This window comes from Natrinema sp. CBA1119, assembly GCF_002572525.1.
GTDB lineage: Archaea > Halobacteriota > Halobacteria > Halobacteriales > Natrialbaceae > Natrinema.
The window spans coordinates 1931583-1956699 of record NZ_PDBS01000001.1; the positions used below are offsets into that span (position 1 = coordinate 1931583).

23 protein-coding genes are annotated in these 25117 nt (G+C 66.7%); 17 read left to right on the top strand and 6 right to left on the bottom strand.

Annotated features, from left to right (window positions below; translation table 11 throughout):
• Positions 1-152 precede the first annotated feature (152 nt).
• Both CP556_RS09490 and CP556_RS09495 read left to right on the top strand, forming a co-directional pair.
• Entirely contained in the window at positions 153-2231 is a 2079-nt protein-coding gene (locus tag CP556_RS09490) for a PAS domain S-box protein (RefSeq protein ID WP_098725393.1), read from the top strand.
• A 193-nt stretch (positions 2232-2424) separates the two neighbouring features.
• Positions 2425-3540 (top strand): DUF373 family protein, encoded by a 1116-nt coding sequence (locus CP556_RS09495; RefSeq protein WP_098727348.1) that lies wholly within the window; start codon positions 2425-2427, stop codon positions 3538-3540.
• A 47-nt stretch (positions 3541-3587) separates the two neighbouring features.
• On the opposite strand, the gene CP556_RS09500 is transcribed toward CP556_RS09495, so the two are convergent.
• From CP556_RS09500 to CP556_RS09510, 3 genes are all read right to left on the bottom strand, one after another.
• On the bottom strand, positions 3588-4430 hold the full coding sequence (locus tag CP556_RS09500; RefSeq protein ID WP_098725394.1) for a polyprenyl synthetase family protein: 843 nt from the start codon (positions 4428-4430) through the stop codon (positions 3588-3590).
• A gap of 390 nt (positions 4431-4820) precedes the next feature.
• Positions 4821-5777, bottom strand: coding sequence for an electron transfer flavoprotein subunit alpha/FixB family protein (locus CP556_RS09505; protein ID WP_098725395.1), 957 nt, complete (start codon positions 5775-5777; stop codon positions 4821-4823).
• Positions 5774-6565 carry an electron transfer flavoprotein subunit beta/FixA family protein gene (locus tag CP556_RS09510; protein WP_098727349.1) on the bottom strand — a complete coding sequence of 264 codons (792 nt, stop codon included), beginning with the start codon at positions 6563-6565 and terminating at the stop codon, positions 5774-5776. The genes CP556_RS09505 and CP556_RS09510 overlap by 4 nt, the downstream gene beginning before the upstream one ends.
• Positions 6566-6771: 206 nt before the next feature.
• Between CP556_RS09510 and CP556_RS09515 the strand changes: the two genes are divergently transcribed.
• From CP556_RS09515 to CP556_RS09540, 6 genes are all read left to right on the top strand, one after another.
• Positions 6772-7272, top strand: coding sequence for a TRAM domain-containing protein (locus CP556_RS09515; protein WP_098725396.1), 501 nt, complete (start codon positions 6772-6774; stop codon positions 7270-7272).
• 123 nt (positions 7273-7395) lie between these two features.
• Positions 7396-8901: a hypothetical protein gene (locus tag CP556_RS09520; protein WP_098725397.1), complete on the top strand. Its 1506-nt coding sequence runs from the start codon at positions 7396-7398 to the stop codon at positions 8899-8901.
• Positions 8894-9631: a DUF7269 family protein gene (locus CP556_RS09525; RefSeq protein ID WP_098725398.1), complete on the top strand. Its 738-nt coding sequence runs from the start codon at positions 8894-8896 to the stop codon at positions 9629-9631. Before CP556_RS09520 ends, CP556_RS09525 begins: the two co-directional genes overlap by 8 nt.
• Positions 9628-11184: a DUF58 domain-containing protein gene (locus CP556_RS09530; RefSeq protein ID WP_098725399.1), complete on the top strand. Its 1557-nt coding sequence runs from the start codon at positions 9628-9630 to the stop codon at positions 11182-11184. Before CP556_RS09525 ends, CP556_RS09530 begins: the two co-directional genes overlap by 4 nt.
• Positions 11181-12908 (top strand): DUF7519 family protein, encoded by a 1728-nt coding sequence (locus CP556_RS09535; protein WP_176548160.1) that lies wholly within the window; start codon positions 11181-11183, stop codon positions 12906-12908. Before CP556_RS09530 ends, CP556_RS09535 begins: the two co-directional genes overlap by 4 nt.
• 106 nt (positions 12909-13014) lie before the next feature.
• Entirely contained in the window at positions 13015-14007 is a 993-nt protein-coding gene (locus CP556_RS09540; protein WP_098725400.1) for an MBL fold metallo-hydrolase, read from the top strand.
• Positions 14008-14408: 401 nt separating this feature from the next.
• On the opposite strand, the gene CP556_RS09545 is transcribed toward CP556_RS09540, so the two are convergent.
• Positions 14409-15362 carry an AAA family ATPase gene (locus CP556_RS09545; protein ID WP_098725401.1) on the bottom strand — a complete coding sequence of 318 codons (954 nt, stop codon included), beginning with the start codon at positions 15360-15362 and terminating at the stop codon, positions 14409-14411.
• A 104-nt stretch (positions 15363-15466) separates the two neighbouring features.
• Here CP556_RS09545 and CP556_RS09550 point away from each other — a divergent pair, with 104 nt between their 5' ends.
• Both CP556_RS09550 and CP556_RS09555 read left to right on the top strand, forming a co-directional pair.
• Positions 15467-15820, top strand: a complete 354-nt coding sequence (locus CP556_RS09550) for a hypothetical protein (RefSeq protein ID WP_098727350.1) — start codon at positions 15467-15469, stop codon at positions 15818-15820.
• A 251-nt stretch (positions 15821-16071) separates the two neighbouring features.
• Entirely contained in the window at positions 16072-16530 is a 459-nt protein-coding gene (locus tag CP556_RS09555; protein ID WP_098725402.1) for a Tfx family DNA-binding protein, read from the top strand.
• A gap of 27 nt (positions 16531-16557) precedes the next feature.
• On the opposite strand, the gene CP556_RS09560 is transcribed toward CP556_RS09555, so the two are convergent.
• Positions 16558-17403 carry an RNA ligase family protein gene (locus CP556_RS09560; RefSeq protein ID WP_098725403.1) on the bottom strand — a complete coding sequence of 282 codons (846 nt, stop codon included), beginning with the start codon at positions 17401-17403 and terminating at the stop codon, positions 16558-16560.
• A 151-nt stretch (positions 17404-17554) separates the two neighbouring features.
• On the opposite strand from CP556_RS09560, the gene CP556_RS09565 reads away from it, so the two are divergent.
• The 3 genes from CP556_RS09565 to CP556_RS09575 all read left to right on the top strand — a co-directional run bounded on the left by CP556_RS09565 (position 17555) and on the right by CP556_RS09575 (position 19957).
• Complete coding sequence (locus CP556_RS09565; protein WP_176548161.1) at positions 17555-17929, top strand: CBS domain-containing protein; 375 nt, start codon at positions 17555-17557, stop codon at positions 17927-17929.
• Between the two features lie 171 nt (positions 17930-18100).
• On the top strand, positions 18101-18886 hold the full coding sequence (locus CP556_RS09570; RefSeq protein WP_098725404.1) for an SDR family oxidoreductase: 786 nt from the start codon (positions 18101-18103) through the stop codon (positions 18884-18886).
• A gap of 78 nt (positions 18887-18964) precedes the next feature.
• The gene (locus CP556_RS09575) at positions 18965-19957 is read left to right on the top strand and encodes a hypothetical protein (protein ID WP_098725405.1); all 993 of its coding nucleotides are present in this window, start codon (positions 18965-18967) and stop codon (positions 19955-19957) included.
• 307 nt (positions 19958-20264) lie between these two features.
• On the opposite strand, the gene ubaA is transcribed toward CP556_RS09575, so the two are convergent.
• A complete protein-coding gene (gene ubaA / locus CP556_RS09580) occupies positions 20265-21128 on the bottom strand; it encodes an SAMP-activating enzyme E1 (RefSeq protein WP_098725406.1) in 864 nt (287 codons plus the stop codon).
• A gap of 299 nt (positions 21129-21427) precedes the next feature.
• Between ubaA and CP556_RS09585 the strand changes: the two genes are divergently transcribed.
• The 4 genes from CP556_RS09585 to CP556_RS09595 all read left to right on the top strand — a co-directional run bounded on the left by CP556_RS09585 (position 21428) and on the right by CP556_RS09595 (position 25104).
• On the top strand, positions 21428-21613 hold the full coding sequence (locus tag CP556_RS09585; RefSeq protein WP_098725407.1) for an HVO_0416 family zinc finger protein: 186 nt from the start codon (positions 21428-21430) through the stop codon (positions 21611-21613).
• 213 nt (positions 21614-21826) lie between these two features.
• Positions 21827-21985: a DUF7563 family protein gene (locus CP556_RS25920; RefSeq protein WP_176548162.1), complete on the top strand. Its 159-nt coding sequence runs from the start codon at positions 21827-21829 to the stop codon at positions 21983-21985.
• 63 nt (positions 21986-22048) lie between these two features.
• Positions 22049-23926 carry a UvrD-helicase domain-containing protein gene (locus CP556_RS09590; RefSeq protein WP_098725408.1) on the top strand — a complete coding sequence of 626 codons (1878 nt, stop codon included), beginning with the start codon at positions 22049-22051 and terminating at the stop codon, positions 23924-23926.
• Positions 23923-25104 (top strand): M24 family metallopeptidase, encoded by a 1182-nt coding sequence (locus tag CP556_RS09595; RefSeq protein ID WP_394340732.1) that lies wholly within the window; start codon positions 23923-23925, stop codon positions 25102-25104. Before CP556_RS09590 ends, CP556_RS09595 begins: the two co-directional genes overlap by 4 nt.
• Positions 25105-25117 lie beyond the last annotated feature (13 nt).

Genomic DNA, 25117 nt, shown 5'->3' on the forward strand with positions numbered 1-25117 from the left:
TCGAGGAAACGTACCCGCCCGAGCCTCAAAAGCAGTGCGAATCCGCAGCGTCGCTGTGCCCTGTTGGTCCATCTCGTGGGTGCGGCGACGGTACTCGCCGATCTGATAGGCCATACACTATTATACGTCTCGTCCCTAATGATGGGTATCTGATGACTGGCGGGATCCACGTTCTCTGTGTCGACGACGACCCAGACTTCCGCGAGCTGACCGCCACCGTTCTCGAGCGTCGCAACGACGACATCGACGTGCAGACCGCGCGAAGCGGTCGCGACGGGCTGGCCGTCTTCGACGAGGGTCACGCGGAGCCCGATCGTGAGATCGACTGTATCGTCAGCGACTACGAGATGCCCGACATGGACGGCCTCGAGTTGCTCGCGGCGGTCCGAAAGCGCGATCGGACGATGCCGTTCATTCTGTTTACCGGAAAGGGGTCCGAAACGATCGCGAGCGAAGCGATCTCGGCGGGCGTCACCGACTACCTTCAGAAGGGGACCAGCGATCAGTACACCGTGCTGGCGAACCGAATCGAAAACGCCGTCGAGAAACGCCGCGCCGACCGGGCGCGACGCGAGAGCGAACGCGAGCTCGAGCAGTACCGCGTGCTCGTCGAGACGGCCTCCGACGCGATGTACGTCCTCGACGACGCGGGGCGCGTGACTATCGCGAACGACGCGTTTTGCGATCTCCTCGACGTCGACCACGACCGCGTCGTGGGCAGTCACATTTCGACGTTCATCAGCAGAGACTCATTCGAGCGCGGTATCAAGACGGTTCACCAACTGCATTCCGGCGGCGGAGAGTCGGACTACTTCGAATGCGTTCTCGAGACCTCCACAGACGGGCAGCGCGTCTACGAGGCCAACGTGTCCGTCATCACCGACGATACCGGCGAGTTTGCCGGCTCGACGGCGGTCATCCGCGACGTTACGTCGCGGAAGCAACGCGAACGCGAACTCGCGCAGTACGAACGAATTATCGAACTCGCACCGACCGCCCTCTTCATCCTCGACGCCGACGGGTCGATCGACTGGTGTAACGACGAGTTCGCCGACGCGTTCGCCGAGGAGAAGGCGGCGCTACTCGGAACGCCGTTCCCGGAACTCGTCGACCGCGGCTACTACGACGAGCAGGTGATGTCCAAGTACGCCGAGGAGGTACGGACACTCCTCTCCTCGACAAGCGACCGCGACCGAGCGAAGTATCAGATTCAGTTTTACTCGGCCGACGACACGGTGCTCGTTCACGACGTCCATACCAAGTTGCTCCCGCTCGAGGACGGGGAGTTCGCCGGGACGATCCACGCCATCCGCGACATCACCCGTCGGCGTCACTACCGGCGCGAACTCGAGCGGCAAAACGACCGGCTGGAGGAGTTCACCAGCCTCGTGAGCCACGACCTGCGGAACCCGCTGAACGTCGCCCAGGGACACCTCGAACTGCTCGACGAGCGGACCGACGGCCAACACGTCGACAAAATGCGGTGGTCGCTGTCGCGGATGGAGGAACTCGTCGACGGACTGCTCGAACTGGCCCGCCAGGGGAAGACGATCGGCGAGCAGGAGTGGCTCCCGCTCGCGTCGGCGGCTCGGGAAGCGTGGTCGACCGTCGATACCGGCGACGCTCGCCTCGAGATCGATACGGATATCGAGATCTACGGTGACGAAGCAAGGATTCGAACGCTGCTCGAGAACCTGTTTCGAAATGCCGTCGAGCATAGCTCGACGAACCCTGCTTCGCAGGCTCAGCAGAACCCCGTGGAACACAGTTCCACGAGCCCCGACTCGCAGGCTCGTCAGGACACCGTCGAGCATCGCTCGACAGGCGATCAACTCGATTCCCGCGCTGACGACACCGAGGAACACGAGACGGACGGCGACCATGATGGGGCCAACCCCATCGTCGTCACCGTCGGCTCGCTCGAGGCGGGCGATCACGCTGCCGGCAACGAGACGCGTCCGAACGGGTTCTACGTCGAGGATACGGGACCGGGACTGCCGGCCGATCGCGAATCGCTGTTCGAGTTCGGGTATACGACAGAGGCGGACGGAACCGGACTCGGACTGGCGATCGTCGACGGGATCGTGACGGCCCACGACTGGTCGATCACGGCTCGAGACGGGTCGTCCGGCGGCGCACGGTTCGAGATCGACAGCGTCAGAACTGCGACTGCCGACGCTGACGGCGGACTCGCGATCGATGGTGAAACCGAGACTGACGGCACTCCCTGAGTCGACTGGACACGATTCGTCTCGGCCGTCGTTCGCTCCGATTGCCGTTCGCCCGACCGCTATTCACCCGACCTTCGATTCGGTCACGGTTCTCGCGCTGATTGATCGACGCCGATACACGGGTTCGCGTCGACTGACTGATCCGTTCTCCGTCCCAGAAGACGGAAATACCGCGGCGTGCAACCACAACCCGATGCTGCTGGTCCTCTGTGTCGACCTCGACGACGACCTCGGCCGCAAGACCGGTTTTTCGACGCCGGTCATCGGTCGCGAGCCCGTCGAGGAAGCGGCCGTCGCCCTCGCGACCGCCGACCCGGAGGATTCGGACGTCAACGTCATTTTTCAGGGGTTGCACGTCTACGACGACCTCACCGAGCGCGACGAGAGCGTCGAGGTCGCCGTCGTCACCGGTAACGACCAGGGCGACGTCAGCGCCAACCGCGAGGTCGGCGACGAGGTCGACACCGTCCTCGCGAGCCTCTCGACCGGCGAGGACGTCACCGCACTCGTGGTCACCGACGGGGCCCAGGACGAGTCCGTCATTCCGATCATCCGCTCGCGGGTCCCCATCGACGGCGTCCGGCGGGTCGTCGTTCGACAGGCGCAGAACTTAGAGTCGATGTACTACACGATCAAGCAAGTGCTGAACGACCCCGAAACGCGCGGAACGGTGCTCATTCCGCTGGGAATCCTGCTGTTGATCTATCCGCTCGCGCTGATCGGGACCTTCCTGAACCTGCCGGGGTTCGTGCTGGGGACGACGTCGGCGCTGCTCGGGCTCTATCTCATCTCGCGCGGGCTCGGTCTCGGCGACCGACTGGACGCGACCGTCGAACGCGCCCGCCGCTCGCTGTACGCCGGGCGGACGACTCTGTTGGCGTACATCGTTGCTGCTGCCCTGTTCGTTCTCGGCGGCGTCAGCGGCATGGACACGCTCGAGTCAGTCCGTCGATCGACATCCGGCGACCTCGGGGTCCCCGTTATGCTCGCCGCGCTCGTCTACGGCTCGATCCACTGGTTCGCCGCCGCGGGGCTGACCACCAGCCTCGGCCAGATCACCGACGAGTACATCGCGGGCTCGCTCGAGTGGCGATACCTCAACGCGCCGTTTTACGTGCTCTCGATCGCGGTCGTTCTCCACGCGGTGAGCGCGTTTTTCCTCGGCGACGTCGAAATAGCATATCTCGCGGCAGCGCTGACGGCGGGAACGCTCCTGGGAATCGTGAGCACGCTCACGTTCGCCGTCGCGGAATCGCGGTTTTCCGACTCGGACCGAGAGGAAGGGACGCGGGGAGCTGAGCGGGTCTAACCTCGCATCGCCTCTTGTTGTGGGCCGCCTCTATGACGATGCCGTCCTTACCGCTCGCGCTCGACGACGAACTCCGCCAGCTCGAGCAGGTACTTTCGCGCGTCGGGATCGGCGACCTCGACCCGGTCCAGGGCCTCGATCGCCCGGTCGACTTCGCTGCGGGCGCGATCGTTCGCCTCCTCGGGCGTGAGCTTGGTCACCTGGACGACCGACGGCCGCTCGAGGGCGGCGTCGTGGCCGGTCGGTTTGCCCAGCGCTTCTGGATCGGCAACGGCGTCTAACACGTCGTCCCTGATCTGAAATGCGACGCCGACCCGTTCGGCGTACTCGCCGAGCGCGTCGACGGTAACGGGGTCGGAGTCGGCGGCGATCGCGCCGAGTTCCGCCGCGGCTCGAAATAGCGCGCCGGTCTTGCGCCGAGCGAGGGTCATGTACTCGTCCTCGTTCGCGGGTTCGGCCGACAGTTCGGTCGCCTCGCCAACGCCGAGTTCGACCATCGCGTCGGCGACGACCCGGGTCGCGTCCGGATCGGCGGAAAAGAGCGCGAAGGCTTCGCCCAGCAGTCCGTCGCTCGTGATAATCGCCGGCCCGTGGCCGAACTCGGCCCAGGCGCTGGTCGTCCCACGTCGCAGTTCGGAGCGATCGATGATGTCGTCGATGACCAGCGACGCCGTGTGAACGAGTTCGATCCCGACGCCGAACTCCACGGCGTCCTCGGCCCGTCCGCCGACGGTTTCGCAGGCCAGCAGTGTCACCATCGGTCGGACGCGCTTTCCCCCGGAGAGCGCGACGTGGCGAACTTCCTCGGAGAGCGTCTCGGGTTCGACCCCCTCGACCACCTCGACGAGACGCGTCTCGATCAGCGCCCGTCGGCGCTCCAGCAGTTCCATCACCCGGGCTTAGGATGCGGTGGAAAAGTAGCTAACGGATCATCCACGACCCTTTTGTACCGACCTTTTTTGCGTTCGGGTTCACTGCGTTCACCACTCTCTGCTCACGGGCGCGAAGCGCCCGTTCGCACGTCACGCGGGACCTCCGGTCCCGCGCTGGCGCAAAATCTCGACCAAAAAATGCCGCTCGCTCACTGGCTCACGGTGGTTCGAGAGAGCAAAGCTCTCTCGTCATCACGAAACGCCGAAGGCGTTTCGAACGACTCCGCCGTTCGCCTGTCCACGGCGCTTCGCGCCGCGAAATCGTTCGCTCGCGGTACTATCGCTTGCTCGACAACCTCGAGATACCGCGACTGCAAAAAATCGACTCGAATCGACCGTGACGCCTGCTCAGCCTTCGAACTCGTCGATGAGTTCGGGGACGACATCGAAGAGGTCGTCGACGATCGCGTAGTCGGCGATGTCCATGATCGGCGCGTTGGGGTCCGTGTTGATCGCGACGATCGTATCGGAGCCCTTCATGCCGGCGACGTGCTGGACTGCGCCGGAGATACCGATGGCGATGTAGACGTCGGGCGTGACGACCTTCCCGGACTGGCCGACCTGTCGATTCTTGGGCAGCCAGCCGTTGTCGACGATCGGTCGGGACGAGGACAGCGTCGCACCGAGCGCGTCCGCCAGGTCGCGGATCAGGTCGAGGTTCTCCTCTTCTTCGATCCCGCGGCCGATCGAGACGAGGAGTTCGGCCTCGCTGATGTCGACGTCGCCGCCGCCGACCTCTTCGAAGCCGCTGACCGTCGAGCCGATGGCGTCCTCGTCGATGTCGGCGTCGAAGGCCTCGATCGACGCGTCGCCGGTGCCTTCGGCCTGAGGCCATTCGGCACTTCGGATCGTGACGACCGCCTCGCCCTCGAGTTCGTTGGTCGTCTCGACTTTGCCGCCGTACATCTCGCGGGTGGCGACGAGCGTTTCGCCGTCAGTCTCGAGGTCGATCGTGTCGGTGACGACGGGGAGATCGAGCTGGTTCGCGACGGCGGGGGCGTAGTCGAGCCCGTTGACGCTGTTGGGCGTCAGGACGTACTGCGGGGCGAGGTCGTCGTAGAGCTGCGTGATCGCCTGCGTGTAGACGTCGTGGTTGAACTCCTCGCCGTGGGAGACGGTGTGGATAGCGTCGACGCCGTCGCGATTGAGTTTGTCGGCGAAGTCGTCGACGGTACCGCTGATGACCGCGAGGTGGAGGTCGCCGCCGGTTTCGTCGGCGAGTTCGCGCCCGGCGGTGATAATCTCGTAGCTGACGTCGCGCAGGTCGCCGCGGCGGTGGTCCGTGACCGCGAGGACGTCCGTCATTGTGCCACCCCCTTGTCGCGGAGCAGTTCTCCCAGCTCAGACGCCGTTTCGTCGGCGCTGCCCTCCCAGAAGGTCGCGTCGCTCTCGCTTTCGGGCTCGTACATGGCCGTCAGGTCGAGTTCGGATTCGATAGTGCTCTCGTCGACGCCGATATCGGCGAGGGCCTTGACGTCGAGTTCTTTCCGCTGTGCCTGCCGAATACCGCGAAGACTGGCGTAGCGGGGCTCGTTGATCCCCGTCTGGATCGTCAACACGGCCGGGAGCTCGAGTTCGGTGAGCTCCTCGACGCCGCCCTCGAGTTCGCGGCGCACGGAGGCGACGCCCTCCTCGAGGTCGTGTTCGAGGTGGTTGACGACGGCGCCCCACTGGAAGCCGAGGTTCTCGGCCACGGAAACGCCGGTCGCGGCGAAGCTGTCGTCGCCGGCCTGGACGCCCGAGAGGACGAGGTCGGGATCTTCCGCTTCGATGACGGCGCTGAGGATCTCCGTCTTGGCGTTGACGTCGAGCAGGTCGACGCCCTCGAGGGAGTCGTCCCAGACGCGGACGGCGCGGTCGGCGCCCTTTGCGAGGGCCTGTCGGATGGTCTGTTCGCACTCTTCCGGACCGATGGTGACGGTGACGACTTCGTCGGCGATACCGTCTTCCTGGAGCTGGACGGCCTCTTCGATCGCGTAGTCATCCCACTCATTGAGATCGGCACCGAGGTACTGGTCGGCAATTTCGGTTCCCTCGATTTCGAACTCGTCTTCGACGGTCGATACCTCTTTGACCGTAACGAGAATTTTCATCATCCATCACTGCAACGTCCATACCGTAAACCTTTTCGAAACCGCCCGTCACCCAGAAGGCGTTCAGTTACCATCTTTCAAATACCATTCATAATTCGTTATGTCTGCAGTCGATTCTCCAACGGATGGCTACCAGTGTTTCGCCCGCTCTCGTTCGCGATCCGGAAGACGGAAACGGTTTAACGCCACCGCTGGTAGTGCCGCTCATGGCAGACTGTCCACTCGCCGATGACTGCCCAGAATTCTCCGAACGGATCTCGGGAATGGGATGTCAACACTACGGTGACCGGGGTGGCAAGGAGTGGTGCAACCAATACAATCAGCCGATCGACGATCTCAAGACCCAGCCGGTCAAGTCGGGCGAGGAAGTCGTCATCGACGTCGTCGACATGCACGAAAGCGGCGCCGGCGTCGGCCGAACCGAGGACGGATTCATCGTCATGGTCGACGGTATCTTACCGGAAGCCCGCGCTCGAGTCGAGATTACGCGGGTACACAGCAATCACGCACGAGCGGAGGAGCTAGAGATCCTGCCGATGGATCCCGACGACGACGAAGCCGAAGCGGCAGACGCGGAAGCGGACGGAGACGAGAGCGCGGAGACGGAAGAGGATGCAGTCATCGACGACGAAACCGGTGCGAGCGACGATGATGGCGGCCCGCAGCGCGAGCGACTCGGCAGCCGCGATAACTTCTGGGGCTCCTAACACCCGCCTCGAGTGGACAGTCGACGCGGTGGATTCTCACGGAGTCCGGACGCCCGTTCGGGCGATTCTCGATCCGATGGCAACAAGATGTAAATATCGATTCTGTTTACTGTACGGTAATCGATGGGGAGTGGATCTCGAAGTGGCCGTCAGTTACTCTCGGTCATCGCGCTCGTCTGTGCGATCGGCGGACTGATTCTCGCAGCAGGGGCGTTGCCCACCCTCGCGTCGGACTCGCCGGCGAGTGGCATTTTCGATGGTGCGGCCGATGGGCAGGCGTCCGGTGAAACGACCACGTCATCGGCGGCCGCTGCCGGCAGCGCTGCGTCCGGCTCGAGCGGAACGTCGGGACTGGATTCCGGTTTCATGGCCAGTCTCGCGGACAGTCCGCTCATCGGCGGTGTACTCAGCAATCTGCTGGATGGCTCCGCGGGGTCCCAGCCTCGTCCCGATGTCGATGGCGCCTCGATGGACGATCTCGAGGGGAGCGATGACGCCGGGATGCAGTCGGACGGAACATCCGGCGAGACGGATTCGACGGACGGTTCGGGTGAAACCGGTTCGACTGATAGTTCCGGCGAGACGGGAGCGACTGACGGCTCTGATGGGAGCGGCTCAACTGAGGGTTCTGATGGAACCGGTTCGACCGATGGCTCGGCCGAGACGGGATCGACTGACGGCTCCGATGGGGCCGGCTCGACTGACGGCTCCGATGGAACCGACTCGACTGACGACTCGAGCGGGACGGATTCGACCGACGGAGGCGGTGAAACGGGCTCGAGCAGCGGGGGGACGGACGGCGATCAATCGACCAGCGAGCAAGAAGCGGGCGGGGCCGACGGACAGACGTCCGCCGCGCGAGGCGAGGACGGGTCCGACGCCGGTGCTGACGAGAGCGAAGCGGACGACGGGAGTGACTCGGAGGACTCGGACGGCGGTGAAGACGGCGACGACTCGTCGCTGACTGACTCCGTCTCCGACCGCGCAGTGACGGCCGGCCTCGTGGTGGTCGCCACGCTGATCGTCGGCTACGTGTTCTACACGCGCGAGGATCCGATCGGCACGCTGCTCGCGATCCCGGGGCGACTCGTCTCGCTCGCGCTGGCGGGCGTCGTCGCCTGTTCACAGGCCCTCGAGCGGGCGCTGGTTGCATTGCGCGGCCTGCGCTCGATCGCGGACTTGCCGGGGCTCGTTCTCGCGACGATTACGGACGCGATCCGCTCGGCACGGACGCGCGCACGGGAGGTCGGCTCGTCGGTGTCGACGTCGCTGTTCGGCGGTGCTGAAGCGGCGACCGATACCGACGCGGCCGGCGACGCACAGCCCGGCGCTCGCGAACGCATCCGGCGGGCGTTCGAGAGCGTCATCGACGCGTCGCCGATGTACCGAACCCGCGTCGCGACCGCGACCCCCGGAGACGTCGCCCGGAGCGCGACCGACGCCGGGGCACCCGGAGAGCCGGTCGAGACGATCACCGACTCGTTCCGCGACGTGGAGTACGGCGACCGCGATCCGGACGCCTACCTCGAGCGGACGGCGACCGCACACGATCGGCTCCGCGACGCGCTCGAATCGGCCGATGAAACCGATGGTGGTGGGAGTGACTCGTCGGGTGATCCCGATGAGTAGATCGCCGTCGACGACCGGACTCGCGATCGTCTCGGTTCTCGCGGCGGCGTCGCTCGCCGTCGGCGCGGCGATGGCCGTTCGTCCGGCACTGGTACTCGAGCGGGTGCCCGAACTCGAGGCGGTGCTCTCGGCGCTCGATCCCGCGCTCGTCGTGCTGGCGATGGCGCTCGTGCTCGTGGTGTTCGCACCGACGCTGGGGATCGCCGGCCGACTCCGGTCATCGGCGACGTCGCCGCTGGTCGAACCGACGGCCGGGTCGGATCTCGATCCGTCTCGGTTCGACGATCGGGCCGCGCGCCGGCGGATCGTCGGCGAATCGTTCGATCGGTGGCTCGAGCAGGCCACGGCGTACGACGACGAGTCGCGGTCGGCGCGGGAGGACGCCCGCCGACGGCTCGTCGAATCGCTGCGCCCCGTCGCCGCGACCGCCTACGCGAATCGGGCGGGGTTGACCGAGGACGACGCGATGGCCGCGATCGAGGCCGGTTCGTGGACCGATGACCCCCGCGCGGCCGCCTTCCTCGGGGGCCCGGACGGTCCGTCGACGCCGCTGTGGCTCTGGCTGTTCGATCTCGTGAGCGCGGCCGATCCGGTCGTCCGGAGCCTCGAGCACGCGATCGACGAGATCGAGCGGGTGCAGTCGACGCCGTCGGTCGCGGCACCGGCGGCACCAGCGGGGACATCCGCGAGCGAGCGGACGGAGACGGCCGACGCGGAGGGCACAGCGTGACGGACGCGATCCGCCAGGCTCGCTGGCACGGCGCGCTCGTCGTCACGCTGGTGACCGCGCTGCTCGCGGTCGTGCTCGGCCTCCCGTCCCTGCTCTTCCTCGGCGTCGTGTCGCTCGGGTTCGCCCTCGTCGGGGAGGTGAGTTCGGTCCCGACTCTCGGCGGTGGCGAGGGCGAAGCGGATGCCGACGCCGACGCTACTGGCGACGCTCCCGATGAAACCGACGCGGAGGGCGGTTCTGCTGGTTCTCATACCGGCCTGCGCCTCGAGCGGGCGATCGAGGACGCCCGCGTGCGACCGGGTCGGTCGGTGACCGTGACGCTGTCGGTGACCAACGAGAGCGACCGGGTCGCGTCGGACGTTCGTGTCGTCGATCACCCGCCCGCGGACGTGCCGGTGACGACCGGGTCGCCCGCGTTCGCGACGGCCGTTCGGCCCGGTGAGACCGTTACCCACGAGTACGAACTCACGCCGCCGCGCGGGGAGTACGAGTTCGGGACGGCGACGGTCCGCTGTCGGTCGCTGTCGGCGACGGCGGTGACGACCGACGAGTTCGAACCGGCCGGCGAGACCGGGTTCACCTGCGAGACGCTGCTCGACTCGTTCCCGTTCCAGGACCGGACGATCCAGTACGTCGGCCAGACGCCGACCGACGACGGCGGGAGCGGCGTCGAGTTCTTCTCGACCCGGGAGTACCGCCGCGGCGATCCGATGAACCGAATCGACTGGCACCGCTTCGCCCGGACGGGCGATCTCGCGACCGTCGAATACCGCGAGGAGCGGGCGGTGACGATCGTGTTCGTGATCGACGACCGCGCGTCGGTGCATCGCGACGCCCCCGGCGGCGGGCCGGATTCGTACGACCTGACGCTCTACGCCGCCTCCCGGGGCGTCGTCGCCTCGCTCGAGGACGGTAATCGAACCGGTCTCGTGACCCTCTCCGGCGACACGTGGATCGAGCCCGGCGGTGGTTCGGACACTCGAAGCCGTGTCGAGGACGCGCTCGAGGACGCGGCGACCCAGTCGCCATCGGGCTCGGCCTCGCCCCCGGGATCGGCGACCGATCGGCCGATCGCGGACGGCGGTGAGGGAACGACATGTTCTCGATCCTTGTCGGAACAGCGTTCCGACGGCGGTGAGGGAACGACATGTTCTCGATCCTTGTCGGAACAGCGTTCCGACGGCGGTGAGGGAGCAGCGGACTCCCGATCCGACAAGAGCTCGCTCGCGGTCGATCTCGAGCGGCGATTACCCCGGCGCGCACAGGTCGTCTTCTGTACGCCGCTGTCGGAGGCGGGGGCGGTCGATCTCGTCGAGACGCTGCGGACCCGCGGGCGGGCGGTGACGGTCGTCTCGCCCGACCTGACGACCGGCGTCGCGTCGACGGTGACGACCGGCATGCAGGTCGCCGGCCTGCAGCGGGCCAACCGGGTCGACGAGCTCCGCGGGCTCGGGACGACCGTCGTCGACTGGCAGCTCGAGGACCCGCTCTCGGTCGATCTGGCGCGGGCGTTTCGTGCCGGCTCCGGCCGATCCGGAGGGAGATCGCCGTGACGGGAGACACGATCGCCGGCTCGGCCGGTCGGGACGGTCGGGGCAGTCCGGACGCGCGCGACTCGAACGCGGCGGGATCAGCGGGGGCGGCGACGGGACCGCAATCGAAGCGTGCGCTTGCGCTCGAGACAGGGAGAGAGAGCCTCGGGTCGGGAATTCGGGGCCTTCGGCGGGCGCTGCGCCGACCGACGGCGAGCGACGTGGCGATGCTCTGCTGTACGCTGACCGTCGGCCTCGCGGTCGGGGCGACGCTGGTCGGTCTCGAGCTGGCGGCGCTCGCGGTCGGTGCCGGACTGGCGGCGGCGGTGACGACCGCACTGCTGGCGAGCCGGCGACCGCTCGTCCGCGGAATCGGCGGGATCCTCGCGGTCCCGACCGCCGTCCTGGTCTCGTCGCCGGCCCTCCTCGCCGGCGCGCTCGCCCTGACCTCGTCCGGCGTCGGGCTGATCGCCGGCGCGGCGGTCTGGTCGCTCGTCGTCGCCGCGTTCGCCGCGGGGCTGATCTCGTGGGAGCGGTTCGGACGCGGCGGCGTTCGACGCGGGTCGACGGGGACGACCCTCGCCGCGATCGGGGTCGCCGCCGTCGCCGCCGTGCCGATCGTTCCGCGGGCCGACCTCCGCGCTCGAGCCGCGGCGGCCGTGACGGACACGGTCGGGCGGCTCTGGGCCGCTCTCGTCACCTCGCCGGAGCCGTGGACGGTGGTGTCGTTCGCCGGCCTGATGCTCGTCGCCGCCGTCCTCTCGAGTCGTGCGCTCGCTGCGGTACCGCTCGAGCGGTTCGTCCCGCCGGATCGCCGCGACGCGCTTGCCACGGCCGTCGACGCCGTTCGCCGGGGGTGTTCGCTCTCGATTCGAGGGGCGATCGCGCTGGTGATCGCCGCCGTCGGCGCACCGCTCGCCGTCGATCGACTCGAGGGACCGACGGTGACGCCGGTCGACCTGCGGACGGAACTGCCGGCACCGGTCGGCGACGCCGTCGCGACGCTCGTCACGACCGCCGACCTCCGCGTTGCACTGCTCGCCCTCGCGGCGATCGCGGTCGCGATCCTCGTCCTCGAGCGGGCCCGCCGCGCGGCCGGTCGCGGCCCCGCCGCCGTGATCGCCCGACTGCTTGCGCCGATCGTCGGCGGCGCACTCGTCGCGCTCGTGCTCGCACGGGCGCTCGCCGGCTCGGCGCTCGAGGCCGAAATTCGGACGGCGCTGACGACGGGCCTCGGCGGGGTGGCACCGCCGTCGGTCCTCGAATTCCTCACCTCGGTTCCCGCCTTCGTGCTGGTGGCGATCGTGTTGATCCTCGCGCTGGGCTCGCTCTCCTCGCTGCTGTGGACCGTGACGATGTTGCGAGTGGTCCGCGTGCTTCCCCGGCGGGGGATCGCCGCCGCGCTCGCCGCGGGTTCGGTGTTCGCGCTGGCGATCGGCCTCGCGGTCGTCGGCCGGCTCGAGCCGGCGATCTGGACGGCAGCGGCGGCGTTCGTCCTCTGGGACATCGGCGAGTACGCGGACGGAATCAGGACGGAACTCGGCCGCGACGCGGCGACGATGCGAGCGGAACTCGTCCACGTCGGCGGGACGGTGCTGTCGGGTGGCGTCGTCGCCGGCGGGGCGGTTGCCCTCTCCCGGTGGGGCGTGACCGACGTGTCGATCACCGACCCGGCCCTCGCGGCCGTCGCCGTCGGGGCGGGACTGTTCGCGGTCGTCCTCGTGACGTGGGCGCTTCGCGGCTAGGGACCTTCACGGCTAGGGACCGTCGGTCACCGGCAGGGGTCCGATCATCGATCCACATCGTTCCGCTTCAGACAACGTTTTCTCGGTTCGCGTGAGATGTGGGTGCATGGAACGCATTTCGCTATCGAACTCGGCGTTCGAGGGTGACAACAACGCCTATCTCTTCGCGGACGGAGACGAAACGGTACTGATCGATACCGGCGACTGGATGCCGACGACTCGGGAGCAACTCGAGGCGGCGTTCGCCGATCGGGGACTCGAACTCGCCGACGTCGACCGGATCTTTCTCACGCACTGGCACCACGACCACTGCGGACTGGCCGGCGAGATTCAGGCCGAAAGCGGTGCTGAGGTGTACGCACACGCCGCCGACGCGGCGCTCATCGAGGGCGACGACGATGCCTGGGACGCGATGTACGACCGCCAGAAGCGCTACTTCGAGGAGTGGGGGATGCCCGAGGCCAAGCAGGAGGTCCTCCTCGAGCGGATGGTCCACGACGAGGCGACCGTCGAGACGCCGACCGTCACCCCCTTCGAGGACGGCGAGACGTTCGCCGTCGACGGGACCGAACTCGAGGTCGTTCACACGCCCGGCCACGCGGCCGGCCTCAGCATGTTCGAGGCGGAGATCGACGGCCAGCGGGTGGTCTTCTCCGGCGATACGCTCCTGCCGGTATATACGCCGAACGTCGGCGGCGCGGACGTCCGCGTCGACCGACCGCTCGAGAAGTACCTCCGCGCGTTGCGGGGAATGGTCGACGCGGACTACGACCGCGCGTGGCCGGGCCACCGCGATCCGATCGCCGACCCCACCGGGCGGGCGCAGTACATCATCGACCACCACGAGGAGCGCTCCTGGCGGGTGCTCGACGCGTTGGATCGAACGGGGCCCTGTGAGACGTGGACCGTCAGCGCGGAGCTGTTCGGCGAACTCGACAGCATCCATATCCTCCACGGCCCCGGCGAGTCCTACGCCCACCTCGAGCACTTAGAGCGCGAGGGGACCGTCGTCCGCGAGGGGCGCGAGTATCGCCTCGCCGACGGCGTTTCGGACGAGATTTCGGGGCTCGAGGCGGAGCGATGGCCCCTCGAGTACTGAGCCGTCGCCGTTTTCGATTGATCCTCTCCGCGTAATCACTAGCTCGATCTGTGAATGGAAGCGTGGGTTCTGACGGGGGTTCGTGTGACGAAGCGTCCTGCTATCGTGGCAACAGGGGATCGCCACGCCCTCCCCAGCCGATTCGTTCGCTCGTTCTACTCGCTCACTCATCCCTCGCACGACTTCGGACCGCGGTTCACCGGTGGTTCGCGGTTCCCTGCGGTCACCGCTCACACTATCGAGGCCTTCACTTCGTTCAGGCCTCGCAGTTCACCGCGGTACAGCGCGCGCCACTGCATCCGGATGACCTGTCTGGAGTAATACGTGGCTCCCCTGTATCGAACACTCGGCGGTATACGAGCCAGAGACGCGGCGGTCGCGAGGGATGTCACCGGTACCGCTCAGTCTCCCATCGATGGGACCGGCACGCTGTTCAGCGCACCCTCGACGATCGAGCGAGGATCGACGTCGCGGACGTCCGCCTCCGTCGTCAGGACGATGCGGTGGTCCAGCACGGGGTGGACGACCGCGCGGACGTCCTCCGGAGCGACGTAATCGCGGCTCGCGATCGTCGCTCGAGCGCGACTCGCTTCGAACAGTCGTTGGAGACCGCGCGGTGAGATACCGACCTCGACGCGCTCGTCCTCGCGGGTCGCCCGACAGACGTCGACGAGGTACTCTCGAATCTCGGGGTCGACGCTGATCGATTCGGGAACGGTCTGCAGATCGAGTACCGCATCGCGGTCGACGACGCTGCCGACGTCGGGCGTCCGGGTCTCCCGGTTCGCCCGTCGCTCGAGGAGTTCGAGCTCGCCGTCGCGGTCGGGGTACCCGATCGTCGTCTTGACCATGAAGCGGTCGACCTGTGCCTCCGGCAGCGGGAAGGTCCCCTCCTGCTCGACGGGATTTTGCGTCGCGATGACGAAGAACGGGTCCGGAAGCTCGCGCGTCTCGCCGCCGATCGAGACCTGTTTCTCCCCCATTGCTTCCAGCAGGGCGGCCTGGGTCTTGGGCGGCGCGCGGTTGATCTCGTCGGCCAGCACCACGTTCGCGAAGATCGGTCCCTCCTCGAACTCGAACTCGCCGGCCTGCTCGTCGTAGACGTGGGTGCCGGTGATGTCGGCCGGCAGCAGATCGGGCGTGAACTGAATCCGCTTGAACTCGAGGTCGAGCGCCGTCGCGAGGGTCCGCGCCGTCAGGGTCTTCCCGGTCCCGGGCACGTCCTCGAGGAGGACGTGACCCCCGCCGACGATGGCCGTGAGAATCGTCTCGAAGCGTTGCTGGTCGCCGATGACTGCGGTCTGGGTCTCCGAGAGGACGTCCTGACACGTCTCGGCGGCCGCGGAAACGTTCATGCTCGCCGTCTGTCTCCCGACCGTTATATACGGTTCGGCCGACACGTCGACCCCGATCTGATACCGAGAAGTATTTACTCATGTCCGAGTTAGAAATGTGTATGATGTGGCAAGACCTGATCTTCCTGGCCGGTAGCGTCCTCTCGATCGTCTTCCTCGCACCGACGGTGCGGGACGTGACCGCGAACATCCCGCTCGCCTCGAGCGTGCCGTCGATGACGATCGGCGCGGTCTACGCCGTCACGTATGCGACGATGGGAATGCGCTTCTCTGCGCTCGGTTCGCTCGGCGTCGCAGCGATGTGGTCGCTGATCGTTTCCTACCGCTCGCCGGGACCGCACGACGGCCCCGCGAACGTCGGTCGATTCGTCCGCTCGCTGCTCCGGCAGGCGCGTCGCTCCGGGACCGAGACGCCGACTGAAAACGAGTACACCGCACCCGGCCAATCGGCCGACTAACGACCGGCGTTGCGGTTCGCTCCGTTCTCTCACGAGCCCGGATCGTTCTCGACCGCAGACGGAGGCGTGGCGGTCCAGCGCGGAAATCGTGGCAGCCGTGTTGAGGCCGTGGCAGCTGTGTTGAAACCGTAGCCACCGTGCCGAAACCGTAGCAGCCCGGTGTCGAGACCGGGGAAGCTTTGATCCCGCCGAAAGCTAGAGTATAGTACTATGCACACGCGAGCCTGCGGATTCGGGGGAGGGCAGTCGCCGTGATCGACGATGTCGGGGAACTCCTCGAGGAGATCGGGTTCGATCCCGAGACCAGCGTCCTGACCTACCGGCAGGCGCAGGTGCTCGCGTTGCGCGAACGCGGCGTCTCGCAGGCCGACATCGCCGAGGCGCTGGGGACCTCGCGGGCGAACGTCTCCTCGATCGAGTCCAGCGCTCGGGAAAACGTTTCGAAGGCCCGCGAAACCGTCGCCTTTGCGGAGGCGCTTCGCGCGCCGGTCCGCGTTCGCGTCCCCGCTGGCACCGACCTCTACGACGTGCCCCAGATGGTGTACGACGCCTGCGACGAGGCCGGCGTCAAGGTCGACCACACCGCGCCGGATCTGATGAAAGTCGTCGGTGACGCCGCGGGGTCGGCCGTCTCCGGCCGGCAGATATCGACGCCGCTGATCGTGGGGGTGACCTCGGAGGGAATGGTCCGCGTTCGCCATCACGACTAAAACGTCTCGCCGCTGCAAACCGTACGACTACTCGTAGCGCTTTTCGAGAAACCGTCGGACTAACCGTCCGACCTCCGATCGAAACTGGTCCATCTCGGCGGTTCCGTTCCCGCGATAGAGCCGGTCGTGCGCTTCGCGAACGATGTCCTCGAGGACGCGCTCGTGGAGCGTCTCGACGGTCACGGGTTGTTGGCGGTCCTCGAGTAGCCTCGCGATTTTCTCCATCCGTTGTCGCGTCGCGTACGTCGCGGCCAGCTCCGGAGCGGACGCGTCGACCGGAGTCGTCTCCTCGTTGTCTCGGTGCGCGGAATGGAGTAGTTTCGCCCGCTGTCCCCGTTTGTTCCGAATGATAACGCCTTCGGCGGGCCCGTCGTACCAGTTCGACTGCGGGACGGCGTACGACTCCGGATCGAAATCTCGCGTGTGCCGCTCGCGTTCGAAGACGTTCACGGGCCGGAGCCCGACCCGCTCGAAGATCCGTTCGGTCGTATCGGGCGGGTAAAACCCGCCGTTCTCGTCCGACCAGATATCGAACCCGAGGACCGACGGGGTGCGGTCCCACTCGTACTCGATCGCGTGCCGGTGCATCGCCTCGCCGAAGAAGACGATCGACTCGACGTCGTCGACGGCGCGTCGAAGCGCGTCCCGGTCGAGCCGCTCCCGAACGTGGCGGACGGCGTGGTGGTACGGTTCCGGAATCGCGTCCGGATCCGAAAACCACCGGTCTCGATCGCCGAAGCGGACGAGCCCCGACCGCTGCAACCGAAACCGAAAATTCGCCCCGTCGACTTTCTCGAGGAGCCAGAGATGCCCGTCATCGAAGAGTTCGCGGGGCGCATTCTCGACGCGCGGGATGGATGGATATCGCTTCAACTGTGTCGTCCTCGAGGGGCTCCACCGTCTTCTATCTCCTGTTCACCTCCCCGGTCTCTTGGAACCGCTCACCGGGAGGATACCGTTCGTCGAGTCGCGATCTGCCGACTCGACGGAAAACGTCATACCTCCCGTGTCCGTGCGTACGGATATGAGTGCCGACGACAGAGTCACCGTCGAAGACGTGATGTCAACGCCCCTGGAGACGATCTCGAAGGACGCAACGGTAATGGAAGCAGCACAGCGGATGCGCGAGAAGGACATCAGCGCACTGGTCGTGGGGAACTCACCGCGAGCGATTATCAGCAGTACAGACGTTCTCGATGCCGTCGCTGACGGCCGGAATATCACGGAGTTGCAGGTCGCCGACGTGATGACGACCGATGTCGAGACTGCCGCCCCGGACCTCTACATGGAGGAAATCGCCGCGATGATGACCACGTACGGTATCAAACACCTTCCGGTCGTCGACGACGACTACGTCGGGATGGTCTCCTCGACCGACGTCACCGCCCACCTCTCGTAGTCGCGGTCGGCCGCTCGCTCTCGACGGACGCTCGCGGGTGTCGTGTGCGCGTCGATCACAGTGATTGCTCCGTCACCCGTGCTGGTCGGCCGACTATCGCTACCGACGGTGGCGTATCGGTTGCCTGCCGGCTCCCCGAGAGATTTGTACGCCCCGGTTGTCGGCACGGGTATGGACTTCGAACTCGACGGCAATTCGGCGCTGGTGACCGCCGCCTCGAGCGGCCTCGGCTTCGCGAGCGCACAGGCGCTCGCCGAGGAGGGCGCGAACGTCGCGATCTGTGGCCGGGACGCGGACCGACTTGAGGACGCGCGCGACGAACTCGACGCGACGGGGACGGGCGACGTGCTCGCCGTCCGGGCCGACCTCACGGATCCCGACGACGTCTCCCGACTCGTCCGCGAGACGGTGGACGCGTTCGGGGGGCTTGATCACCTCGTCACCTCTTCGGGAGGCCCGCCGAGTACGACCTTCCTCGAGACCGATGAACAGGACTGGTATCAGGCCTACGACCTGCTGGTGATGAGCGTCGTCTGGACGATCGAGGAGAGCCACGAGCACCTGCTCGAGTCCGAGTACGGAACGATCACGTGCATCACCTCGCGAACAGTTCGAGAGGTCGCGGACGGCCTCCTGCTCTCGAACTCGGTCCGACGGGGCGTGATCGGTCTCGTCAAGACGATTTCACGGGAGTTCGCGCCCGAGATTCGAGCCAACGCGGTCCTGCCGGGGACGATCGAGACGGCCCGGATCGAGGAACTCGTCGAGTCCGGCATCGAGCGCGGCACCTACGACGACTACGAGGCGGGGCTGACCGAACTGGCGAGCGACATTCCGATGGACCGCCTTGGCGAGCCCAGAGAGCTCGGAGACGTCGTGGCCTTCCTCTCGAGTCCGCACGCGAGCTTCGTCAACGGGGTCGAGATCCCGATCGATGGCGGCCTGTTGCGGAGCTGAGGTGGTCACCACTGCAGCTTGACACGCCGTCTGGTTTCGAATCGAAATATTCTCGGTTCCCCTCGGCCGAGTCGGAGTGTGTACGGGCCGGCTCAGATCGCTGGATATCTCGCGTTGGTCGTGACGCCCGCCGCGTTGCTCTTCGGTGCCGTTCGTGCGCCGACCGACCCGCCGATTGGACTGCTGAGCGTCCAGTTCGGGGTCGTTCTCGCGGGAACCGTCGTCGCCGCGATGGAGCGCCACCGTCTCTGGACGCTCGATACGGGTGGCTGGGAGTTCGATGCGACCGGATTCGATCGCACGGACGCCGTCGACGCGCTCGCGGTCCCGGCCGCGGCGGTGCTCACCTACGGGCTGAGCGTCCACGCCGATCTCGGTCCGGTTCTCGCGTCCGCGCTCGTCGGACTGATTGTCGGCCTCGGGTTCCCGCGGATCGACGGCGCGGCCTACTGCGGGTCGTTCGTCGGGATGGCCTCGCCGGCGGTGTTTCCCTCGCTCGAGGGGGTCGCGCTGGCGGGACTCGTTTCCGGACTCGCGTTCGTCGCGACGGCCGAATCGTTCGGCGGCTTCGGCGGCAAATACGGCACGCTCGCGCTCTTCGGCTGTCTCTCGGCGGTGTTCTTAACGGATGTCGACTACGCCGCCGGGCGCTCGCTCGAGTGGGGGCTCGCACCCGCGATCGGTGCCGTCGCCGTCGTCGCTGCGGTCGCGACCGTCTCGCTGCGCACTCGCGGCGGGATGAGTTCGGTGGTCTCTTCCGCTGCGGTGGGGGTCGTTGCCGGCGTCGGGTTCCCGCCGGTCCTGCCGGAACTGGGGCCGACGCTGGCCGCGGTCGCCTTCTGTGCCTCGTTCGTGGGAATGTCGAGCGCCGAACGGTTGGAAACCACGGGACAGGTCGCGGGTGCCGGCCTCGTCTGTGGACTCGTCTACCTCGCGGTCGCACCCGCCCTCGCCGGCGCGGGCGGCAAGCTGGGGACAACCGCGTTCGTCTCCTGTCTCGCACTCGCCGGCGCGCTGGAGCTGACGGCCGTCGCCCGCTCGAGCGTCGGTCGCTTCGCTGCGAGTCAGTGAACGTGGTCTCCGGTTCCGCTCGGGTTCGGGATACCTCCATCGTCGCGCTCTGGCTCTCGGCGCTCGTCTACTTGAACGGCAGACGCCGGCACGTCGGCACCCCGTAACTGTCGTCACCGCGGCGGCGTGCGGGCGGACGAACCGATCGTCGTGGCTTTGCTCACGGTTCCCTTCGGTCACCGCTTGCTTTCCGAGTCCCTCACTCCGATCGCGTCTCGCTCCGCTCATACGGACTGCCGTCAGTCATTTGCGGCGCGACTGCGATCCGATCTGCGGGCGCGCCGGTACATCGTTACAGCAGTCCGTATCAGTCGGCCGAAATCTCGCAGGTGCCCTCGTAGGCCACGTCCGAGACCGATTCGATTTCGGGGTCGTCCCCACAGACCGGACACGCCGGGTTCGGCTGAACCGGGACCTCCTCGAAAGTCATGTCCATCGCGTCGTACAGCAGGAGGCGCCCCTCGAGCAGGTCGCCCTTCTCGAGCAGGTATTTGACGACCTCGGTCGCCTGGATGCAGCCCACGGTGCCGGGGAGGACGCCGAGGACGCCCGTGGTGGCGCAGTCCGGAACGGTCCCGGGTTCGGGCGCTTCGGGGAAGATACAGCGGTAACACGGCGGCGACGTTTCGTCTCCGTCCGCGTCGCCGCGGCCGTCGCCGCCGCGGTCGTTAGTGAAGGACGTGATCTGCCCTTCGAACCGGTAGATTGCGCCGTGAAACAGCGGCGTCTCGGTGAGGACGCAGTGGTCGTTGAGCAGGTAGCGGGTCGCGAAGTTGTCGCTGGCGTCGAGGACGACGTCGTACTCGGCGACCAGGGACCCGACGGTTGCGGCGGTAACGCGGGTTTCGTGGGTCTCGACGTCGATATCGGGGTTCAGTTGGTCGACGTAGTCGGCGGCGCTCTCGACCTTCGGCCGCCCGACGTCGGCGTCGCCGTGGACGATCTGTCGTTGCAGGTTCGAGCGCTCGACGACGTCGTCATCGACGATTCCCAGCCGACCGACGCCGGCCGCTGCGAGATACTGGATAGCCGGCGAGCCAAGTCCGCCGGCACCGACGATCAGGACGCTCCCCTCGAGCAGTCGCTGCTGGCCCTCGGGGCCGATCTCGTCCATGATGACGTGTCTCGAGTAACGATCGAGCTGGGTCGCGTCGAGGCGCAGGTCGCTCATACGGTACCGTTCGGCCGAGTGCGAGAAAAGGACGCGGGTCGAATGCTCCCGGACGGTCGGTTGCCAGGCAGTTCCGGAGCAATCGCGAACCGCCCCGCGATTCCGCCGGGATATCGGTACAGCGGACCGTCTCATCCACCGGCACTGGCGGGCGGCTCACTCCGTCGTTTGGGGCGGCTAACCCCGTCTTCCGGGAGGCTGCTACTTCCGTCGTCGCTGCGACGACCCGTGGCCTCGCGGAGGTGGCAGGATCTTCACCGACCCAACGATTTAATAGCGTGGTGTGCATTCACACACCTATGGCAACCTCACCCAGTGATGCCGGTGACGACGTCATCGATCAATTCCTGTCCGATCGCGGTCACTCGGTCGAACAAGTAGGGTGGGATCACGACTATAACAAGAAGCAGTGTCCGGACTGTGGCGGTCTCCACGATACGTCCGCCAGTTCCTGTACCGTCTGCGGGTGGGAACCCGCGACGTAAGGGCCGGCGCTGTCGGAAATCAGCACCGTCGTACACGTTCTTCGGTTCGTCGCGTCCCGACGGGACCGCGTACGGTATCGTCGCAACTCGTCTCGGTCGGTGACGCGTCGAACGAACCGCGACGATCTTTGACCACGCCGCTTTCACGTTTTTATAATACCAATTCCGACACAATTATAACCTGTTGCCGGCCAAATCGTAGTGAGAAGAACTATGCCGGAATGCCAGAACTGCGGTGCGTTCGTCACCGAACGATACGCCCGGGTGTTCACCCCGCGAGGCGTCGACGATCCGCGCGTCTGTCCGGACTGTCAGGACAAGATCCGCGACGGTGCCAACGTCCGAGACGCCCGCTCGCCGCGCGATCCATAACCGCTCGTTTCTGTCGAAGAAAACCCACGTCACTTATAGGTGTCGCGCTCTTGTTTGGCTACAATGACTCCGACGGACACGACGGTTACCCGCCTGTTCGGTGGTCCGGGAAGCGGGAAAACGACCGCCCTTCTCGACCGCGTCGAAGATATCCTCGAGCAGGACGGCGTCACCTTTCGCGACATTCTCGTCGTCTCGTATACGCGAGCGGCGGCCCAAGAAATTCGAGAACGCCTCGCCGACCGCCTCGACGAGAGCCCGCGCGCCCTGCAGGGCAACGTCTGTACGATGCACGCGAAGGCCTACGAACTGCTCGATCTCTCCCGAGCCGACGTTATCGGCGAATCCGACAAAGAGGACTTCTGCGATCAGTACGGTATCGATTACGAAGACGAGTACTCGGGCGCCGGCCGCCGGACCGCCCGGTCGACGACGATCGGGAACAAGATCATCGCGACGAGCCAGTGGCTCCAGCGGACCAGCCGCGAGGTCTCGGACTGGTACGACGTCCCCTTCCAGTGGGACGACGAGGAGGTTCGACTCCCGCCCGAGATCGACGACAACGCCCAAGAGGGCAACAAGTACACCCCGACCTGGCCCAGCGACGACGACCGGATCGACATCCCCGAAGCGATTCGCGCCTGGCGCACCTACAAGGGCGACGAAGGCAAGATCGGCTTCGCGGACATGCTCGAGCGAGTCGAGCAGCGCTCGCTGCTGCCCAGCGTCGACTACCTGGTGATCGACGAGTTTCAGGACATCACCACGCTGCAGTACGATGTCTATCAGGAGTGGAAACCCCACATGAAGCAGGTCCTGATCGCCGGCGACGACGATCAGGTCGTCTACTCCTGGCAGGGAGCCGATCCCGCGCTCCTGCTCGAGGAGGAGGTCGACGAGGACGTCATCCTGCCGAACTCCTACCGATTGCCGTCGAACGTCCTCAACGCGGTCAACAAGGAGATCCGCCACATCGATCAGCGTCAGGACAAGGACCTCAAGCCGCGGACGGAAGGCGGAGCCGTGGAGGCGAAAACGAACGCGTCGATGCTCGACGTGGTCCGGATGGTCCGCCGGGCGCTCGTCGAGGGCGACGGCACCATCATGGTGCTGTTCCGGGCGCGCTACCAGATGTTCCAGTTCATCGACGAGTTTATCACCGAGGGCGTCCCCTTCACGTCGCTGACCGACCAGCGGATGTGGACCGACCGACTCACGGAGTACGTCTACGCGGTCGAGGCGCTCGACGCTGGCGAGGACGTCACCGGCCTGCAGGCCCGTCGACTCGCGGACATGCTGCAGGATTCGGCCTTCGGTACCAACGAACGCGACGCCCTCTTCGACGAAATCGATGAGCGTCAGGAAGAAGCCGGTATCGAGGACCTGGAGGAACTCATGATCCCCGCCGGGGTTATCGAAGACCACGCACCCTTCATGCCCGACCCGGCCTCCGCCTCGGACATGCTCCGGAAGGTCACGAACTTCCAGAAGAAGAGCGTCCGATCCTACTTCGCGATCGGCGAGTACCAGGGGATGGACACCGATCGCGTCCGCGTCGGCACGATCCACTCCGCGAAGGGTCGCGAAGCCGACCACGTCTTCGTCGGCACCGACCTCACCGAGAAGGTCGTCGAGCAGATGGTCGCCACGGTCGACGACCCCACCGACATCCCCGGCTGCGAGGAGTTCACCAAGACCTCCTCGCCCGTTCCCGTCCTGACCGACAACGAACGCCGCGTCTTCTACGTCGGCATGTCTCGAGCCCGCGAGCGGCTCGTCCTTCTCGAGAACCTCGTCGACGGCGCGCCCACGCTGCCGATCGACGTCCTGCTCAAGAACCGGCTGACCGATTCGACCCTCGAGGAACTGATCGAACTGGCCCAGGAGCCGATGGACGAACCGGACGCGGAGGAACTCGAGGCCGAAGCCGAAGCGCCGTGACCGGTGGGAACGAACGCAGTCTCGAGCGCGACCGACCATCCGACCCCGCCGCCTCGAGCGCGACCATCGACCTCGCCCGCGAGCGACGTGACCACGCGACAACCGTTCTCTCCGACACGCTCGAGCAGCGCGACGCGATCGCGTTCGTTCACGTCGGGACCGACCGCGATCCGGGGATTCAGTACATCTGTCCAACGCCAGCGGGCGGCGTCACCGCAGTCGCATATGACGGCGTCGAGCGCGAGTGGCTCGTCCGCTCGGCGGCCGACGGGGCCGGCGGTCATCCCGCCGATCGCCTCGCCGCGACGCTCGCCGAGCGCGGGCTCGAGGGCGCGGTTCTCGCGCCGCCGCGAGTCCCACACGACGCCGCGCTCTACCTCGAGGGAGAGGAGTTCGAACTGGCGTCGACCGACGCGCTCGAGCGGGCGCGAGCAACGAAAACGGACGGCGAGCGCGAACGGATCGCGACAGCTCAGCGGGCGGCGAGCGCCGGGATTCGGCGAGCGGCGTCGGTGCTGGCCGACGCGACGGTGATCGACGGTCGACTCGCGACCGCTGCGAGCGCCGATGCAGGGTCCGAGCCCGAGTTGTTGACGCCCGATCGGCTGCGGATCGCCATCGACGAGGCCGTCGTCGGTTCGGGCGCGTTTCCGGACGGCAACACCGCGGTCAATCCGGACTCGAGCGCTGGAACCGACGCGGAGTCGCTTCGGCCCGGCGAGCCGATCGTCCTCGAGACTGCACCGCGCGGGCCGGCCGGCTACTACGGCGGGCTGGTTCGGACGCTGGTCGTGGACGCCGACGGCGGCCGAGAGCGACGGGTTCACGTCGCCGTCACCCAGTCGTTTCGCTCGGCGCGGTCGATGCTGACCGCCGGTCCGGAGTCCGTCACCGCCGTCGAAGCCGACCTCGAGGCGGAGGTACGTTCGTTCGGGTTCGGCGACGGCGACGCGATCGAGACGCGGGTTTCGGGCGTCGGGCTCGAGGCTCGCGAGCGGCCGATCGACGGGGGCGACTCGCTGGATGCCGGGACCGTCGCGCGACTCGACGTGGCCGCACGCGTCGACGACGACTGGCTTCGGATCGCCGACGTGCTGGCCGTGAATGCCGAGGGTGAGCGACCCGACTGGCTCGCGGCCCCGTCGCAGTCGCTCGAGCCGACCGCGTTGCTCGAGTGAGTCACACGGCGAT

Excerpts from the sequence above, each read along its gene's own strand:
- CP556_RS09570 (WP_098725404.1), top strand. The coding sequence starts at position 18,101 with ATGGACTTCGAACTCGACGGCAATTCGGCGCTGGTGACCGCCGCCTCG.
- CP556_RS09490 (WP_098725393.1), top strand. The coding sequence starts at position 153 with ATGACTGGCGGGATCCACGTTCTCTGTGTCGACGACGACCCAGACTTC.
- CP556_RS09505 (WP_098725395.1), bottom strand. The coding sequence starts at position 5,777 with ATGACGGACGTCCTCGCGGTCACGGACCACCGCCGCGGCGACCTGCGC.
- CP556_RS09550 (WP_098727350.1), top strand. The coding sequence starts at position 15,467 with ATGTGGCAAGACCTGATCTTCCTGGCCGGTAGCGTCCTCTCGATCGTC.
- CP556_RS09585 (WP_098725407.1), top strand. The coding sequence starts at position 21,428 with ATGGCAACCTCACCCAGTGATGCCGGTGACGACGTCATCGATCAATTC.
- CP556_RS09520 (WP_098725397.1), top strand. The coding sequence starts at position 7,396 with ATGGGGAGTGGATCTCGAAGTGGCCGTCAGTTACTCTCGGTCATCGCG.
- CP556_RS09545 (WP_098725401.1), bottom strand. The coding sequence starts at position 15,362 with ATGAACGTTTCCGCGGCCGCCGAGACGTGTCAGGACGTCCTCTCGGAG.
- CP556_RS09590 (WP_098725408.1), top strand. The coding sequence starts at position 22,049 with ATGACTCCGACGGACACGACGGTTACCCGCCTGTTCGGTGGTCCGGGA.
- CP556_RS09540 (WP_098725400.1), top strand. The coding sequence starts at position 13,015 with ATGGAACGCATTTCGCTATCGAACTCGGCGTTCGAGGGTGACAACAAC.
- CP556_RS09500 (WP_098725394.1), bottom strand. The coding sequence starts at position 4,430 with ATGGAACTGCTGGAGCGCCGACGGGCGCTGATCGAGACGCGTCTCGTC.
- CP556_RS09495 (WP_098727348.1), top strand. The coding sequence starts at position 2,425 with ATGCTGCTGGTCCTCTGTGTCGACCTCGACGACGACCTCGGCCGCAAG.
- CP556_RS09525 (WP_098725398.1), top strand. The coding sequence starts at position 8,894 with ATGAGTAGATCGCCGTCGACGACCGGACTCGCGATCGTCTCGGTTCTC.
- CP556_RS09565 (WP_176548161.1), top strand. The coding sequence starts at position 17,555 with ATGAGTGCCGACGACAGAGTCACCGTCGAAGACGTGATGTCAACGCCC.
- ubaA (WP_098725406.1), bottom strand. The coding sequence starts at position 21,128 with ATGAGCGACCTGCGCCTCGACGCGACCCAGCTCGATCGTTACTCGAGA.
- CP556_RS09510 (WP_098727349.1), bottom strand. The coding sequence starts at position 6,565 with ATGAAAATTCTCGTTACGGTCAAAGAGGTATCGACCGTCGAAGACGAG.
- CP556_RS09515 (WP_098725396.1), top strand. The coding sequence starts at position 6,772 with ATGGCAGACTGTCCACTCGCCGATGACTGCCCAGAATTCTCCGAACGG.
- CP556_RS25920 (WP_176548162.1), top strand. The coding sequence starts at position 21,827 with ATGCCGGAATGCCAGAACTGCGGTGCGTTCGTCACCGAACGATACGCC.